The organism is Mesorhizobium sp. B2-8-5, from assembly GCF_006440675.2.
Taxonomy (GTDB): domain Bacteria; phylum Pseudomonadota; class Alphaproteobacteria; order Rhizobiales; family Rhizobiaceae; genus Mesorhizobium.
Genome location: NZ_CP083951.1, coordinates 4,842,200 through 4,858,347 on the forward strand (window position 1 = coordinate 4,842,200; position 16,148 = coordinate 4,858,347).

Annotated in this window: 17 protein-coding genes; 1 reads left to right on the forward strand and 16 read right to left on the reverse strand. The window is 63.7% G+C overall.

From position 1 onward, the window contains the following. Nucleotides 1-31 precede the first annotated feature (31 nt). Both FJ430_RS23685 and FJ430_RS23690 read right to left on the reverse strand, forming a co-directional pair. A complete protein-coding gene (locus tag FJ430_RS23685; RefSeq protein WP_140545445.1) occupies nt 32-235 on the reverse strand; it encodes a hypothetical protein in 204 nt (67 codons plus the stop codon). After that, nucleotides 232-984, reverse strand: a complete 753-nt coding sequence (locus tag FJ430_RS23690; protein ID WP_226891865.1) for a glycoside hydrolase family 108 protein — start codon at nt 982-984, stop codon at nt 232-234. Before FJ430_RS23690 ends, FJ430_RS23685 begins: the two co-directional genes overlap by 4 nt. A gap of 116 nt (nt 985-1,100) precedes the next feature. Between FJ430_RS23690 and FJ430_RS23695 the strand changes: the two genes are divergently transcribed. Then, a complete protein-coding gene (locus FJ430_RS23695; RefSeq protein WP_140710746.1) occupies nt 1,101-1,424 on the forward strand; it encodes a hypothetical protein in 324 nt (107 codons plus the stop codon). Between the two features lie 766 nt (nt 1,425-2,190). Here FJ430_RS23695 and FJ430_RS23700 read toward each other — a convergent pair. The 14 genes from FJ430_RS23700 to FJ430_RS23765 form a co-directional block, all read right to left on the reverse strand. Next, nucleotides 2,191-2,631: a hypothetical protein gene (locus FJ430_RS23700; protein WP_140710748.1), complete on the reverse strand. Its 441-nt coding sequence runs from the start codon at nt 2,629-2,631 to the stop codon at nt 2,191-2,193. Nucleotides 2,632-2,643: 12 nt separating this feature from the next. Continuing rightward, the gene (locus FJ430_RS23705) at nt 2,644-4,617 is read right to left on the reverse strand and encodes a hypothetical protein (protein ID WP_140710750.1); all 1,974 of its coding nucleotides are present in this window, start codon (nt 4,615-4,617) and stop codon (nt 2,644-2,646) included. A 527-nt stretch (nt 4,618-5,144) separates the two neighbouring features. Beyond that, on the reverse strand, nt 5,145-5,759 hold the full coding sequence (locus FJ430_RS23710; RefSeq protein WP_181175582.1) for a T6SS immunity protein Tdi1 domain-containing protein: 615 nt from the start codon (nt 5,757-5,759) through the stop codon (nt 5,145-5,147). 50 nt (nt 5,760-5,809) lie between these two features. Further along, nucleotides 5,810-6,121, reverse strand: a complete 312-nt coding sequence (locus FJ430_RS23715) for a hypothetical protein (protein ID WP_140710752.1) — start codon at nt 6,119-6,121, stop codon at nt 5,810-5,812. A 446-nt stretch (nt 6,122-6,567) separates the two neighbouring features. Further along, nucleotides 6,568-7,800 (reverse strand): hypothetical protein, encoded by a 1,233-nt coding sequence (locus FJ430_RS23720; protein ID WP_140710754.1) that lies wholly within the window; start codon nt 7,798-7,800, stop codon nt 6,568-6,570. Further along, a complete protein-coding gene (locus FJ430_RS23725) occupies nt 7,797-8,471 on the reverse strand; it encodes a hypothetical protein (protein ID WP_181175583.1) in 675 nt (224 codons plus the stop codon). The genes FJ430_RS23720 and FJ430_RS23725 overlap by 4 nt, the downstream gene beginning before the upstream one ends. A gap of 57 nt (nt 8,472-8,528) precedes the next feature. Further along, complete coding sequence (locus FJ430_RS23730; protein ID WP_181175584.1) at nt 8,529-8,741, reverse strand: hypothetical protein; 213 nt, start codon at nt 8,739-8,741, stop codon at nt 8,529-8,531. 1 nt (nt 8,742) lies between these two features. Then, nucleotides 8,743-9,264, reverse strand: coding sequence for a hypothetical protein (locus tag FJ430_RS23735; RefSeq protein WP_226891866.1), 522 nt, complete (start codon nt 9,262-9,264; stop codon nt 8,743-8,745). Between the two features lie 3 nt (nt 9,265-9,267). Beyond that, the gene (locus tag FJ430_RS23740) at nt 9,268-9,912 is read right to left on the reverse strand and encodes a hypothetical protein (protein ID WP_140710756.1); all 645 of its coding nucleotides are present in this window, start codon (nt 9,910-9,912) and stop codon (nt 9,268-9,270) included. Nucleotides 9,913-9,991: 79 nt separating this feature from the next. Then, entirely contained in the window at nt 9,992-12,445 is a 2,454-nt protein-coding gene (locus tag FJ430_RS23745; RefSeq protein WP_140710758.1) for a hypothetical protein, read from the reverse strand. A 70-nt stretch (nt 12,446-12,515) separates the two neighbouring features. After that, on the reverse strand, nt 12,516-13,109 hold the full coding sequence (locus tag FJ430_RS23750; protein WP_140710760.1) for a hypothetical protein: 594 nt from the start codon (nt 13,107-13,109) through the stop codon (nt 12,516-12,518). A gap of 225 nt (nt 13,110-13,334) precedes the next feature. Further along, entirely contained in the window at nt 13,335-14,324 is a 990-nt protein-coding gene (locus tag FJ430_RS23755; RefSeq protein ID WP_140710762.1) for a Coat protein, read from the reverse strand. A gap of 43 nt (nt 14,325-14,367) precedes the next feature. After that, nucleotides 14,368-15,273 carry a hypothetical protein gene (locus FJ430_RS23760; protein ID WP_140710800.1) on the reverse strand — a complete coding sequence of 302 codons (906 nt, stop codon included), beginning with the start codon at nt 15,271-15,273 and terminating at the stop codon, nt 14,368-14,370. Between the two features lie 199 nt (nt 15,274-15,472). Continuing rightward, nucleotides 15,473-16,045: a hypothetical protein gene (locus FJ430_RS23765; protein WP_140710764.1), complete on the reverse strand. Its 573-nt coding sequence runs from the start codon at nt 16,043-16,045 to the stop codon at nt 15,473-15,475. Nucleotides 16,046-16,148: the final 103 nt, after the last annotated feature.

Below are 16,148 nucleotides of genomic sequence, written 5' to 3' on the forward strand. Positions count from 1 at the left end.
CTCGGTGAGCAGTTCCTTGAGGTTTTCCATGTCAGTGCTCCCAGCCGAACCGGCGCGCGAGCAGGTGCCACCATTCGGCCGCGGCGGCGATGGCAAGACCGAGACCGGTCTCCAGCGCCATCTGGATGTCGGGATCGGCGGAGAACGCCGAGGCGTCGTCAGCTCCCAGAAGGCCGCGGGCGACAAGCACGCCCGCGCCATAGCGCAGGGCGATACGGATGATGACGGCAATCATTGGCAGAAGACTCCGGAGAGATTGCAGGGAAGATGCATGGCCCAGGCAGCCAGGGAGCCCAGCGCCAGCGCGATCAGCGCAAGGATGCCGGTTGCCTTGGTGGGCGATGCGGATTTGGGTGGCGCGGCGGGCGCCTCACCGCCGGCATGCGACCCTGCGTCCGCGGGCGGCGCGGTTGGCCCCGCACCATCGGCGGATGCTGGCGCCGTCGGCACGGATATCGTCGTCGTCAGCGGCGTGGCCGACATCAGCAGCGCCTGCCGGCGCACCGAGGCGACACGCGCGCTCCAGCCCCGGCCGAAGCTCGGCCACGTCGGCAGCCTTTCGAGAAAGGCAAGCCGCGCATCGCAGAGCGCGTCGATGACGACACCGGCGGGTTTTCCCCTTGCCGCGGCGAGCGTGGCCGGGCCGATGCGGCCGTCCTGGGCGACGCCGAGCACAGCTTGAAGATATTTCGCCGCCCTGCCCGGCCCGCTGTTCACGGCAAAGTCGAAGGCGGCATAGTCGACGCCGGCAGGAAGGTCGGCGCCGACGACCGCATCCCAATAGAAACGACGGTAAACCGTGGCCACCTGGTCATCACTGATCTTGCGAAGATCGGCCTTGGTGGCGTCGGCTTTGACGTAGCGGCGGAAATTGGTCAGCGTGACGCCCTTCATGGTCGCGCCGCCCGGATCGGCGGGATTGTCCGACCAGCCGCCTTCGGACGAGAGGACGAGCGAAAGGGCACGCGCGAAGTTGCGGTCCACGATGGTTCCTTTCCGCCCGGGGTCGGGCAGGTTCGAAGTTGGAAAATTTCAGGTGGAGCGAGCGTCCCAGCCCGGTCTATAAGACTGTGCCACACACAAGATTAGGGCAGGATTGTATGGAAGCTTTATCATCGCTCTTCAGGGCACTAACATCGACCGGCAAGCAATGGTTGAAAGTCGAGGACAAAACCGGCAATCCCGAGTTCTGGAATGATCTTCAGAGCCTTTTTGAACGAGCGATGAATGAAGGTGGGCAAACTGCCGGCGCGGCTATGTACCGGGTAGCGGCTCCGGAAAGTGTGTTCTATTTCTCGCCCAACGCTGCCAATATCGTTGAAGCCGAGATATCCTTCATCGAAGGCGACCGAGTGACGATCCAGCGGTGTTCGAAGCCGCCATCGCATAAAGTAGTCTTCCTTGTTGGGGACCCCTCGCAGTAAGCATTATTGCCATGCCCCACCGACAATGGCCACGTTGGTGGACGTGTTGATTGTCAGGATTTCAGTGTGGGGTGTCTGAGTGGCCACGTTCTTAGAACTGGCGTAAGTGAAGGTTCGTCCGTTAGCATCGCCCGACCGGTAGTAGACTGTTTGCGCAGAACTAAGCACGGACGAGCCGGTGTTAGTGTCCATTGAGCAGTATATCGCAACACCGGGGCTAGCCTGATTATGGCTGATCGAGCATGTCGTGGACGAGGCGTCGTTACCTGCCGCGCCGGTCGGTGTTGCGCTCTTGAGGCGGCGGAGAGCCCAAACACCAACACCATACGAGGCAGATGAGCCCCCGCTGCCGCTCATGGTTACAGAGATCGCTAGTGGTCCCGCCGCCACAACCCTAGAGGCTATGCCCACCTTACGCGTAGATGAGGCATTTGCTGCGTGAAGCGTCCCATTTGTTCCGCCAATTGATATGCTTGAGCATACAACGTTGTTGGTGCTGAGCCCAGCGAACGCGACCACGGCCAGGGCGTCGTTAGGAAAAGTCAATGAACCAAAGCTGACTGTAGTCAAACCACTAGTCGTACTACCGAGCTGGCCAATGAAATCTAGCAGAATGCCACCAGAGGGCGGGAGCGGTATAATTCCAGGCAGAATGGCTTCTTTGATGCGGCCCGGCTTGAGGAGGTCAGGTGGGACCCTCTGGATGATTGCCGGCTTCGCCGTGATGTAGGGCCTCGATGGCGGCGGTTGATCCATAGGCAGCATCTTAGACACCTAGCCCGAGCACGGATTTCACCTCGCTGATCGAGAGATGGAAAGTCGCCAGCATAGCACCGACCTTCTCCTCTGCCGTCGGCGGTTCCGGTGGCGGCGGGGTATCCTCGACCTGATAGACCTGTTGGATCACTTCACCGGTTTCCACATAGGACGGTGCGCCGACGACCTGTTTTCCTTCCGGCGTTTCGAAGGGCACAGCAATCCTGCCGCCCACCGCCTCGACCTCCTCGATCGTCCAGAGGTCCTGGTCATAGAAGCCGCGCAGGCTGTCGCCGTTCATCTGGATTTCGACAGGATAGGGATCGCATGGCGTCTCCACCTGCCGGCCGTCACCATAGACAGCAGTGTAGGTGCCGACCATCTGGGTCACGATCGAGGAGCCGTGCCACTCCTGCCAAACGTCATTGATCTTGCGGACGAGAATGGACATCGAGTTCTCCTGTTAGGTTCTCAAAACACTGGTGATGACAAGGCGACTCGTCGTATCGACAAAGCCGGACAGGAAGACGGTTTCCGTTGTCTGGATGGTGATCGGAAAGCTCTCGACGCCCGCAGCGAGCACGAGATTCGCGCTCAGGCTCACGGTGCGAGCTGATGTCACCGCGGTGATCTTGAGCACGAACCCGAACTGGGGCACCGCATTTGTCGGATTGCCGATCGTCACGTTCGTGCCAGCCGCCGACGAAGCATTGTTGCCGAGCGACATATCCCACGAGACCGATGCACCGGACGTAAGTGTCTGGTAGGCTACGGTCGACTTTAATGCGGCCGCCGTCAGAAGCTTGCTTGCCGTTCCAAGCTGAAACTCGCTGTTGGATGCGATGGCACCGGATGCGAGCATTGCATAGGTCACCAGCCCGGCCGGCACCATGCCGGCGGTGAGCTGCCCAAAGCCGAGTGCCGAGGACACGCGCCGCAGGATCGTGTCATCGGAGCCAGCCGCGATGTCCGCCCGTGCGCCGATCGAATTGATCGAACGACCAAGGACGGACACCGCCGCGCTATCAGCGAGGGTGTTCAATGCAATGGCGTTGGTGGGCGGGCTGAAGGTGCCAGTGAAAGAGGCATTGGCCTTCGGCGCCAAGCCAGCCACCGCCACACCGCTGTCCTTCACCACTTTCCCGGTCGTGCCGTTGAATGTGGCGATGTTGTCGGTCGCAGCCGAGGCTGGGCCGGCGACGAGGCTTCCCACCGCCACACCACTGTCCTTTCCGGCCTTGCCCGTGGTGCCGGCGAAGGTCACGATATTGTCAGCCGCCGAGGAGGCCGGGCCGGTGAAGTCGCCGCTGCCCAGCCCGTCCGCGCCCTTGTCGCCGGCGCGGGCGAAGATCAGCCAGATGCCGTCGGTGGTGTTGGGCAAGGTGCCGGCGCCGCTGACACAGGCCAGCGTCAGTTTGCGATAGCCCGTGCCGTCCACCACCGAGCCGGTAACGTTGTAGACATAGGCGATTGCCGCCGACGCTTTTGAGCGCAGCGTCAGTTGGCCCTTGACGGCGTTGGTGCTGTCGTCGAAGCCGTCGAGCACGCCGCTCACCGTGGCGCCGCTGGAATCGAGGTTGTCGATATAGGCCGCAGTGGCGGAGGCGGCGTTGGCATTGTTCAGCCGCAGCGTGCCGTTGCCGGGATCGGCGTCGGTGGTGCTGGTGGAAAAGGTATAGCCAAGTGCTGCCAGCGCATTGGCGGCAGCGACCGCACTCGCGGCCGCGTTGGAGGCCGACGTCGCGGCGCTGGTGGCGGATCCGGAAGCGGCGGTGGCGGAGTTGGACGCGGCCGTCGCTGAGCCGGTGGCGGCGCTTGCCGATGTGCCGGCGCTGGTGGACGAACTTGAGGCCGTGGAAGCGGAGCCGGCCGCGGCCGTCGCCGAATTGCCGGCATTGGTGGCGCTGGTTGCGGCATTGGTGGCGGAGGTTGACGCGGCGCTTGCCGAGCCGGTGGCGGCCGTGGCCGAGCCTGCCGCATTGGTGGCGCTGGTGGCCGCCGCGTTCTTGGAGGTGAGTGCTGCGGCCGCGCTCGCCGCGGCGGCATTGGCAGCATTCACCGCGCCGCCAAGCGTGTCCTGCGAGAGATAGAAGCTAAGCACAATCGGGTCGGCGCCGATCACCGGATCCAGCGTCTCGAAGGCATAGACCCGATCGGCCGAGACGGCGCCCTCCTGCACATGCACGGTGGTGCCCTTCTGCATGGTGCGCGCGGCGCGGGCGTCCGCGGCGCGGTACCACTGGCCCTCGCTGACGGTGTAGATACCGTTCTGGGTCTGGTCGGCCTGGTCCTTGACCAGCACTCGGTCGCCAACTTGGGCGGCCACGCCGTCGATGGTCTGCAGGCCGTAAAGGGTAATGTTTCCGGTGGTCGCCAGGCGCACAGGTTCGCGCTCGCCGCTCAACAGACGAATGGCGGCAGTTGCAGGTCGGGCCATAAGCTTGCTCCATGAAAAAAGCCTCGCAAAAGCGAGGCGGGAAAGATTGGGGTCCGTGCGTGGGCTGAAATCGGGCGGTTAGTCCTGGCCCATCTTTTGCGGTTCTGTTCGCGAACTCTTCCATAGGTTGCGCAAGTGAAGCCGCTTCATTGAATTTGCCCGCAATGGATCGTTCTGCTTACGCTGCCGCTCTGGAACCAACCGACTCAACTGCGCGTGGTATCGCACTCTCAAGCTCGACCGACCCCTGGTCCCGGCATCGCCCAGCTCAATGCGTCTCCTTGCTGACGCATCATCACCTTCTCGGTGCTGTTTGCGGGTCCGTAGTATCCATGGCTGAAATCGAATTCCGGTGACAGTGCACCCTTTGGCTGCAAACGATCGCGACAGGAAATCGTGCACCGTCACCGTACCTCCCACTGTCACTGTGAAACCGGCAAAACCGTACCCTGGGAACGAAGCCGGGAGCGTAAAGATACCGGTCCTCTGTCGCGGTAATTCGAAGCTAAGCACCTATCCGTCTCAGCTCAAGGTGACATGCGGACCGGGGTTCCAGGTGGCAGGCCTTTTACCTTTGCGATGATTTGGCCCATGATATGCCAATAGACATCCAGGTCCGACAATTCCAGATTCTCGATTGTGTCCTCACCCCCGAGAAACAGCGGCTTCTTGTGGCCTATGCATTGGGAATAGGTTGGCTCGGCGCCACCGCTCTCGCGCCACATTGCATAACCGTTAGAGGCCAATGCCGCATCGTCATCCTCCATGAGTTCAACGTCGTGGAAGGTTTGGAGATTGGAGGGAATCTGCAGCGCTTCTCCGGTGCCGGGCTCAAACATCAAGACGCCGGGTTCGCCTTCCTCCAGCCTTCCGGTATCGACTGCAAACGCCGAGCCCTGCCAGTCGTAGCCAAAGCAGGTGATCCGTCCGGCAAATTCGGGAAAACCCAGGATAACCCTGGCATTCCATCGCGCCACATCCTGCGCTCGGATAATCCGGTACAGGCCATGTTTGAACGAGGCGCCGCCGAAATTCGCGAACAGTTCGTTCAACCCATGGATTTTCGTATCCAGCGAAAAATCGGCTCTGTCCGCCGGCATCCTGCTATACACCGGGAAGTTTTTTCGGAATGTCTCGAACACCACGATCTCCAAGAGTGACACCAACGGCGGAAGAAACTAGTACGACGAAACTAGTTCGTTGACTCTGGGGGTTCAGGAGGCATTTTGCCTCGCTTCCACGGCGAGGTTTTTGTATCGCGCCAAGCATGCCAGCCTAACGGCAAATCCGCAAGTTGTTCAACAGTCTCGTCAAGCTCCACTATCTCGACCAAACCCACTAAAATTAGCTCATCTTGATCAACTTCAGCTTCATTTCCATAAAATTGCCACGAATTATCTTCCGCATCATGCGAGACATATGCAATCCATCCGCCTCGGTCGAATATTTTTCGAGTCGAGATAACAGCTAGATTTTTAGAATCTTTGAATTTCCACCCAGCCATGTCTTTCACCTATTTATTCGATTTTTCTACGTTCTCAAATCCCGCGAGGAGTTGCAGGTTTCTATAGCTGTTTGATCCTGGTGTCTTAGCCTTGTCAGCCGGCCTGACCGGATCTATGTGATCGATATGCGCTTCATTCCTTGGGGGAGTTACACCGCTCTGGCTTTTTTGGGCTATGACTAATTCTACTCCGCTCTTATCCGATCTTAGGACCCCACCGTTTATTCTCCGATTTTCCTCGTAAATTGTCATCCGTTGCTTGTTTGTTGGCTTCTTTCCGGGCGCGACATTAGGAGGATCTTCCAAATGCGCATAGGGTCTTCTTATCTCCGGTGCCTTGTCGGCGGAAACGGGAAGCTCTTCTACCTCAACAGGCGAAGCAGATGGAGGTTCACTATCGAAAACGGCTTTCGGCTTAGCAACAGCGGCACGCTCGCTGAGACGTGTTATGACGCTGCGGCCAATCGCGCCGAGCCCCTCGGCAAGAACATTGAGGCCGGCACCCCCAATCGCGCCGGTGAGTACGCCCTCGGAAATGCTTTCATCGGTGTTGTAGGCGTATGCCCCGCCGTATGCGCCGCGGTGGCGGCTCCCACGGCCGTGCGTGTGCCGAGGCCGGCTAGGCCACCGCCTTCCGCCGCGCCGATTCCTGCTCGGCCCAGCAAACCAAATAGGCCCTGTGCGGCGCCGTAGCCGGACAAGCCGGCGCCAAGGGCCTCGGCTGCCCAACCGGCGGAGCCGGCCCGATCCTCCGCATCCTCCGTCTCAGCTTGCTCGCGGGCCCGACGCTGCTCGTAGCTTTCGCCCGCCTGCGAAGGGGTCAGCTTCGCGACGAGACTGTCCGCGCCTCCAGCGGTCGCACCCTTGGCAACGGTTCGGCCGATATCACCGAATGCCACGCCGGCTTGCCGCAGCCACGACATGGTGCTGTATTGGGCTTGGGCGGGATGCTCGCCGACCCAGTCGAGCCCCTTTTTGAGTACCCCAACCTGCGCTTCCAGCAATTCCGGCGTGATGCTCGGATCCTGAGCGGCTCTGGCTCGCCACCGGGCTTCCACCAGCAGCGCGATTTGCTTCGAAATTGCCCTGCGTGCGCCCGGGTCGCGAACCGCCAGGACAAGCGAACTCAACTCGGCAAGACGCTGGTTGAAGGGCTTGCTTGGATCGATGTATTCCGCCGCCTTTCGGTCAGCGAAATCCCAAGGCAGCGGCAACCTTTTATTGAAACCCAACTGCTGCTGAGCTGCTCCAGCCCAGTTGATGGCAGCCTGAAATTCTTGCGGCGTCTTGACCTTGCTCCAGTCCGGAGCATCACCGGGAAACAGATTGCCGACATAAGCGACAGGATCGGCGTTGCGGGCCGCGATAATCAGTTGGGCGGCACCAGCCTTTACTTCGTAGCGTTCACTCACTTCCAATGAACTGCCGGGTCCAGGCCGCGAGTGCAGGAGCTCGGCATGGATCGCCTGGTTCGACGCCGCATGCATGTCGGAATAGGCCTTGGCGGCGCTGGTGGTAATGCGGAAATGCTCGAAACGGTTTGAGCCCTCGTCGGCGCCGTAGACGTTGACGAAGTCCTGCGCGGTCGGCTTTTCCCCCTCAGGATATTTGCCCGTGACAGCGATAACCGCCGGCGCGTTCTGCTCGGCGAGCATCACTCGCGCATTCGCGCCGATCATCTGGGCGCGGTGGCGTTGTTGGCCTGGGCTTTCAGCGCGGCGAGGTCGCCGGATTTCAGATAAGTGATGGCATCGAGCGGAATAGCTGTGTCGCTATCCGGCGACTGGCGTTCGCCGAACGCCTGCGCCACCATCTCGTCCGGCGTTTTTTGGCCTTTTACCGTCGCTTCCTTGCCCTGCGCTCCGGCACCAAGCTGCGTGCGCACAGTCTCGCCCATGCCGTCGCTTGCCACCGGGCCGGCGCTGAGCATCTCGGCGGCGCGGCGCGGATCCTGCGCGATCAGCGCCTGCATCCGCGCCTTCGCCGTGCTGGCGCGCCAGGCGGCTTCGGCCTGCAACCTGATCTGCGGGTCGAGGTCCATCTTGGCGAGGAGGTCGAGGCCGGCCTGCCGGGAGGCGTCGAAGGCGGCGTTGTCGTTCGGGTCGCTTCGCGCGATGTTGTCGAGCTCGGCGGTATGGACCTCCGCGACCTGGTCCTGCTCATATTGCTTGCGGCGCTGATTTTGCTGGAGCGCCAGGCGTATTGCGCCCGCCTCTCGCAGCGCTTCCTTGCGGCTGGCGAGACCGGGGCGCAGTTCTGGCGGCGCCTGCTTCAGGAAATTGCCGAACAGCGTGTCGAACTGGCCGGTCTTCACCACCTGGCCGGTATACGGATCGACCTGGCCATACATGGCTTCGTGCAGGCCGGCGCCGTCGGCGGGCGCGTTGGCTACTGTCTCGGCCTCGGCCTAGGCGAGCTCGCCGTTCAACCGGCGCGCGGCGATCTCGGTGTCGAAGGCCTGCTGCTGCGCCTTGCGCTGCTCGTAGCGCTCGGCGGCTGCCTGCCACCGGTCGCCGAATTGCTGGACCGCCTCGCCGACCGGCGAGGTGTCCGGATATTGCACCACGTTGCCGGTATCGAGCCGGCGCTCGCCGACGAACAGGGGGATGACGTGGACCATTTCAATATAGCCCCGTGTAGCCGCCGATGATGGCCCTGCTCGCCCGAGGCGAAAGCGACGACCCGCCCAAGGTCACGGATTTGGCCGGATCGTAGAGGCCCGACAGCCCGTCGATCAGGCTGCCGCCGGCCTTGAAGATCGAGGCCGTCATCGCCTGCTTGCCCTGGAAGCGCGAGATGGCGGCCTGGGTGTTGAGGTTGTTCTGGCGCAGCCGTGAATTGTACAGAGTCGCATCGAGGTAGACCTGACCCTGCCGGGCGTTCGCCGCCAGCACCTCGGTCGGCGAGCCGGCAATGCCGACTCCGGAAGCGCCCGCCTGGGCGCGCGCCTGGGCTTCGAGCAGGTCCTGCTTGCGGCGCTCCTGTCTCTGTTCGAAGGCGGCGCTTTGCGCATCGGCCTGCGCCTGCTGCTCGTAGGCCTTGGCCTGGTAGTTGGCCAATTGCTGCTGCTGGGCGCCCTGCATCAGGGCGCCGCCGACCGAGACGGCCGTGCCTGCCAGTCCAAGAAGAGCTAATGTGCACATGGTTCAGCCTCGCGGGGTCTTGGGTTTCCTGGTCGCGCCCGCGACGGGCGCGCGCAGCGCCGGGCGCGGGTCGAGCGCGCCGCCGGTGCTGATCAGCGAAAGAAGCTGCCGGTCGGCCGCGAGGCCGGCCCGGCTGAGGCGCGCCGGCACCGGCGCACGCGGACCGGCCATGGCGGCGCGGCGGGTGGCGGCAAGGCTCACCTTCAGGCGCGGCAAGCCGGCGGCGTCGAACAGGCCGTTGGCGGTAGCGATGGCGCGCGACAGCGCATCGGCCTCGAACAATTCCTCGCGCAATTCCTCGACCAGCCGGCGAACAGCACGCCAGCGGGTGCCGAGAAGTGCCGCCTTGCCTTCGATCTCGTCGGCCAGCGCCTCGATGTCGGCGCGGGCCTCGGCCTCGGCGGCGGTGGCTCGGCGGCTGCCGGCGACGGCAATTGCTCGTTCCAGCGTCGCGATCGTGTCGTTGCAGCCATCGAGTGCCGCCCGTGCGGCGGCGAGGTCGCCGCCGAAAATGGCGCAGTCCTCCGCTTGCATCAGACCCTGGCGGCTGGCGATGGCTTGCGAAAGGTCGGTGTCGAGCAAGGCGATGACGGCGGCGAAATCCGCAGCCGTTCGCGCCCTGCCGAGAGCTTCGGCATGGGGTGTCATTGGGAGTTCCTTGGGTGGGAAATTGATGAGCGGGACGGCGGAGAGCCAATCTTCCCCTCGTGGGGGAGATCAGCTGTTTCTACGACTCCGCGTCGAACACAGGCGTGAACGCCCGGATCGTGCAGGGCGTGGGGTTGATGTGGCGGATCCTTACCCTGCCCTGCCCTTCCCAGGAGTCGTCGATCGGCACCTCGACATTGCCGGTATAGAGCTTCGCCTTGCCGTCCGGCGCGACGATCGAGGGCATGCGCACGGCCTCCCAGCGGCCGCGCAGGAAGGACTGCACCTCAAGCCCCGTGGGGTCGGTCTCGAGCAATGACAGGATCAGCTTCGCCACCTTCTTGCGGCGGCCAACGAGCGAGCCGTCCTGGCCGCCGACGTCGAGCTCCAGCGTGTCGGCCTGCGATTGAAACGGAAGCCCGACCTGCCATTTGGCGGCGGTTGCGCTGCCAGGCAGCGTCACCTGGCCGGACGCGACGGTGATGCCGCGAAAGACCTTGCCGTCGGCCAGCACGCCGACTTTCTCGCCGTTGAGATGGCCGAGGCCGGAGACGACATTGACCGGCGCGCCGGAATAGGTCAGCCCGCAATCGACCTGGAAGGCGTCTTCCAGCGCGCCGTATTCGAAGGGCGGCTGCATCACCTCGATGTAGCGCTTGGTCGCGCCGCCGATGCTGCGCTTGACGATCAGCCAGATGTCGTCGACGCCGTTCTGTCCGGGCGTGACCACCGCGCTTTCGACGACCGCCCAACCGGACCCGGAAAATTCGCCGCCGAAGCGGTGGCGGTGCATGCCGCGCACCTCCTGGCTTGGTTGGTGGGTGTAGCCGCCGAGCTCGCCATTATCGAGCGGGAACCACAGCATAGGGTCCGGGTCGGTCTGGAAGGCGAGCTCGACCACACCCTGCTTGGCAATATGCTCGGAAATCTGCCCAATGTCGTCGGAGGTGAAGCGGCCGGTCTGCGCCTGCGCCAGTTCGGCGATCGAGCGGCGCGAGCGCGTGACATAGAGGAAGGACTGGCCGGCATCGACCGGGCGGATGCGGGCGCAGCCAAAGGTGCGCGAGCGGCGGTTCTTGAAGGAGGACGGCGTCAGCGCCTCGTCTATGCCGGAGCCGGACAGCGCGCGGATGCCGCCCGAAGTGCCGATCAGCAGCGCGCCGTCGGAATCGGCGATCCAAACGATGTCGTTGGCCTGGCCACCGCCGGCCTGGACGAATTCCAGCGCATCGTCATCCTTCTCGCCGAGCGCGAAATTGTCGAAGTCGCCGGTGGCTGAGACATAGACCGAGAAGCGCCGGCTGAAGGCTAGGCGCTCTTCGTAGAGCGAGCCCGATTCCACGTATTTTCCCGGTACGAATGTGCCGAGGCGCCAGCGGGTGATCGGCGTGAGGTTCGGCAGCGAATGTCCGTAGAGCCTGATTGTGACCACGGTGGTGCTGACGACGCTCGCGATCTTCGCCCAACGCCAGATGCCGTCGGAGCCCAGCAGCCGGATCGCGCGTCCGACATCGGTCGATTGGAAGCCGGCGCCGTCATTGATGCCGACGATCGACGATGCGGTGAGATTGAACGGCGTCATGCTGTCGCCGGCCTCGTGCCAGCCCATGTCGTTGATGGCGCTGTCGTTCTGGTTGCTGTCGTCCGAGGCTGACCAGTTCAGGCGGTAGGACTGGAACGCGATCTTGTTCGCGCACTCATAAAAGCGCCGCTCGCTTCGGCTCCACCCGGTTTCAGCCGCGCGCGTGTCGAGGACGATCCAGTTGGTGCCGTCGTAGCCCTCGAACGTCCACGAGACGGGCGTGTATTCCGGGTTCCCGGCAGACGCCACGATCCAATAGGCATCGCAGATCTTGGTGGCCGCGCCGGGAAAGTCATAGGCGATCCAGCCATTGCCGTGGTCCGGATCGTAGAACCGGCCCAAGGCATCGGTGAACGCCTGCCATTCGTCGCCATGAGCATAGGCGCCGGACACCGTGCCGCTCGGCGTGGTCAGGCCGGTCATGATCGGGTGGACGGCGCCGGTCTGGGCCGGCGTCATCGTCGTTCCGGTATCGTTGATGTCGTCGTAAGGCCCGTCCAGGAACTGGAAATCGCTCAGCGTCCAGGTGGTGTGCGCCTCGCGGGTCAGCACCTTGGGCGGATAGTCGCGATGGGTGATCCACATCTGGTCGGCCGACTGCACATAGGCGAGCTCGAAGAGATCGGCTTCCAGATAGGGCGAGGCGATCTCGACCGTGCCGACGCGCGCGCCATAGGCATAAACGCGGATGTACCGGTCGCCGAACTCCAGGCAGTAGGCCTGCTCGGAAGAGAAGATGAAGGGGATGCCGCGGGTCTTCTTCGCCGAGTTCTTCACCTCGTTGACGAAGTAGGTGCCGCCGCGGGCGCGGATGCCGCCGTGCGGCAGGGTGACGAAGTTCTCGCATTTGGCGAGCGCTGCCCGGTAGAGGTCGAGCGAGGCGCGCGAATGGAGCCTGGGCGAGATCTCGCCACGGGTGAAAACATCCTGGACCGGATAGAGCGCCGTCATTTAGCGAAAGCTCCTCAAAGCATGTCTCCCGAAAGCGGGAACCGGTTTCGGGGCAAAGACATGCGTGAAATCAAAGACGGAAATCGCCGCGCTGGGTCGCCCAGGCGCCGGTATAGAGCCGGCCGCCACGCTGGATGGCGTTCGCGCTGAAGGCCGCGTCGAGCGCGCGGTCATAGGCGGCGCGGGCGATGTCGATCATGCCGGCCTTGTGGGTCAGCGGATGCGCGATCTTGATCGCCAGGGCCGCGACCAGCACCTCGGTGAACAGCGCGTCCCAGTCGTTCGGGTCTGTCAGGTTGGCAAGGTAGCGGATGGTCAGCGGCCCGGCCTGGTCGGAATAGATCAGCCCCGCCTCCTGGCGCCAGGAGATCGGCTGGCCGTCCGGCTCGCCATTGGCGGTCGGCGGCAACGGGCGGATGCAGTCGGCCGGCAATTCATAGGCATGGTTCAGCGTGCAATTGCCGCTGCCGGTGTCGGCGCCCGCGACCTGCGCCGAAAGGATGGCGAACACCCAGGCGTGCTTGGCAAGCTCGCCCTCACGGGTGAGATCGAGATGCAGGTTGAGCAGCCGCGCGGCCTTGACGTCCTGGTCGAGGCTGTCGATCGGCGCCTCGTCGAGAACGGCTAAGGCCATGTTGGCGATGTCGAGCGGGGTGATGGCCATGGGTCGGTGATCCGTGGTGGGTGGGTGAGAAAATGCTCGGTTCCTCGCCCCCGCGAATGCGGGGGAGAGGTGGCTCGGCGAAGCCGAGACGGAGAGGGGACGCCCTGTGATAGACCAGAACCGGCTGAAGACCTGGCCTCGCGCTTCGCGAAGGGCGTTCCCCCTCTCCGGCCGCTACGCGGCCACCTCGCCCCCACTTTCGTGGGAGCGAGGAAACCTGCGCCCTTACGCTTCCGTCGTCTTCAGCGCGATGAAGCTCATGTTCTTCACGCTGGAGGCCGTGCGGTCCCAGTTCATCGCCAGCGCCAACTCGGCGTCGGTGGCGAACTCGCCGGCGGTGGAAGCATCGAGGAAGCGCGTGCCGGGAACATGGGCCACGAAATGCCGGCGCCCCACCATTTCGGTGACGCCGCCGCCATGGCCCTGGCGCGGCTTGCGGTCGAACTCCAGCGGGCCGCCTTCGGAGTTGACCGGCAGCTCGTTCCAGAGGATCGCCTTGTCCTTGAACATGAAGGCCGTGTAGACGCCCGCAGCCTGCGGGATGTCGTCGTCGACCACGCAGCGCAGGCCCATGTAATAGGGGATCAGCGGCTCGCCCTGCTCCGAGGACGGCACGTAGTCGATCAGGTCGGCGAGCTTGAGGGCCTTCATCTGCTTGGAATGCATCCAGATGGTGCGGAACTTGTCCGCACGATCACCCATCAGGTAGGCCGCCTCGATGATGTCGGTGTCGACGATCGAGGCGCCGGTGGTACGCACCAGGTCGCCGCCATCGTTCGCCACATTGTCGGCGAGCACGCCCTTCAGGATGCCGAGCAGGGTGAGCTTGTTGGCGCGCTGCCAGTATTCGGTCTGGCGCCGCACGATCAGCTTCTGCGGATCGTCGCCGGCAAGGATCGCGGTCAGGTCCGGAACGCCCCAGGCCTGGGCCCGCACGTTGCGGGCGGCGACCTCGCGGCGCGAGCCGATCTTCTTCATCTCGATGGAGTCGGCCGGATCGTCGTTGACCGGCTCCGACGGATCGTTGCCGAGATCCTTCCATCCGGGCATGTCGACCGAGCGGCCCCCCATCGATAGCTTCGCGGAAATCGCCGGATCGGAAAACAGGATGCCGGCCTGGTAGATTTCGAGGGACTGGACGTGCTCCTCGAACGAGTACTGGGCATAGACGGACGGAACGATCGCGTCCGCGATGCGGGTATAGGCGTCTGCCATTCTTTTGTTCCTTTGAGGTTGGTTGAGACGGCGGGTTGCTCAGCTAGAGCGGGTTGTTGGGCATCCAGAGATCCGGGTTTTCGCCGGCATCCCTGGCGAGCCGCCGGGCGCGTTGAGGGTCGCTTTTGACAAGGGCGGAGATGGCCGAAATGTTGCGCTCGCCGACGGCGTTCCGCCGGAAGGGGTTCTGCCCCCGCGGCGCCCCATCGGCGTCGATCGTGTCTTCGCGGAACATCGCCTCGCCGATCGCATGGAAGGCACGGGCGATCTGCGGATCGGTCAGCGCGCCGTCGGGCAGAAGGATGCCCTTCTGCTTGTAGGCGTCGACCAGCCCGAGTCTCTTCATCGCCCGGTTGGCGACCTCGAGCTTCTGGCGAAAGCCGTCGCTGCCGGTCGGCCCCCAGTCGCGCACGAGTTCGTCATGGGTGGCTTCGACCGAGCGCGACAGCGCCGCCTGCTGGGCGGCGGCCTGCTCGGCCATGTAGCCGACGAAGCGGTCGTGATAGGCCTGGGCGATCTTCGGGCTGGCGCCCGCTTCCACCGCCCAGGCCTTCGAGGCATTGGCGAGCTCGTCCGAATAGGCGAAGTTTTCCGGCAGGTTTTCGGGCCGCCGGTATTCGACTTTTTCGGCCGAGGTCAGCGGACGCATCGCTTCCGGCAATCTGGAATGGAACCTGTCCCATTCCTCCTTCGGCGCGTCCCTGCCCGGAACGCGCAGGCTTTCGCCCTGCTGACGCTCCAGTTCCGCATAGGATGTGAAAACCCGATCGAGGCTTTCGGCTTTGTTCCAGCCCTTGGCTTCAGCGAGCTTGCGGTTGCCTTCGGAAAGACCGTCAAACCAACTTTTGGCCGTCGCCGGGGCGGACCCGTTGTCCCCGGAAACCGGAGGCGTCTCCAGGTTGCCCGCCGGCCGCGAAGCCACGGACCCGGCCTCTGCCAGATCTGTCATGATTAAGATTCCTTTCTTCTCCTTCTCCCCTTGTGGGAGAAGGTGGATCGGCGCGCAGCGCCGAGACGGATGAGGAGTGTTGGAAGGAATGATGCGTTGATGATTTTGATGAGGATGCGCCAAGCTGGAGCACCTCTCATCCGACCTCGCTTCGCGAGGCCACCTTCTCCCGCAAGGGGAGAAGGAAGAGCCTCAACGCCTACGCGTTATCGCCCCAGTTCTCCCACAGCAGCGTAATCGTGCCGGTCACCGCAAGCGTGCCGTCGGCGTCGATATCCGTGCCGGTGGCAAACGCAAGGTTGAGGTAGAGGTCGACCGGCGTCGTGGTGCCGTCGAGCGTCGCAGCGGCGGCGATGTCGGCCGTCGAGGCGGTGGAAAGCGCGGCGCCCGTCCCATCCAATGTGCGGCTGGTGGAGGCCAGCACATTGACCATCGTGCCGGCGAGCGTGGCGCCGGAAGCCGCCGCCGAGCCTATGCCCCAGGTAAGCGCGGCGCCGTCGTTGATGGTCGAGGCACGCGCGGTCAGCACCGCGAACTGCAGCCTTGCCGTGCCGCCCTTGATGCGCACCTTGCCGTCGAAAAAGTCGAAGATCTTCTGGCTCGCATAGGCCAGCGCATCGGTGACCGGCACCTGCATGCCGGTGAAGGTGAAGACGGTGCGGTAGCTTCCGCCCTGGCCGCTCGTCACGGCCTTCAGCCCGAGCTTCGGTGGCGCAAGGCCAGCCTCGCGGGCAGCGGCGCGGGAAAGGGTCCGGGGAAGTCCTCGGGTCATGTCATTTCTCCATTCTTGGGGGGAATTTTCTGGGGGTCAGGCGTGGCCCGCGCGGCGGACGGAAAGCCAATTGCCTGGCTTCCGAACAATGAACGCCCGGAGC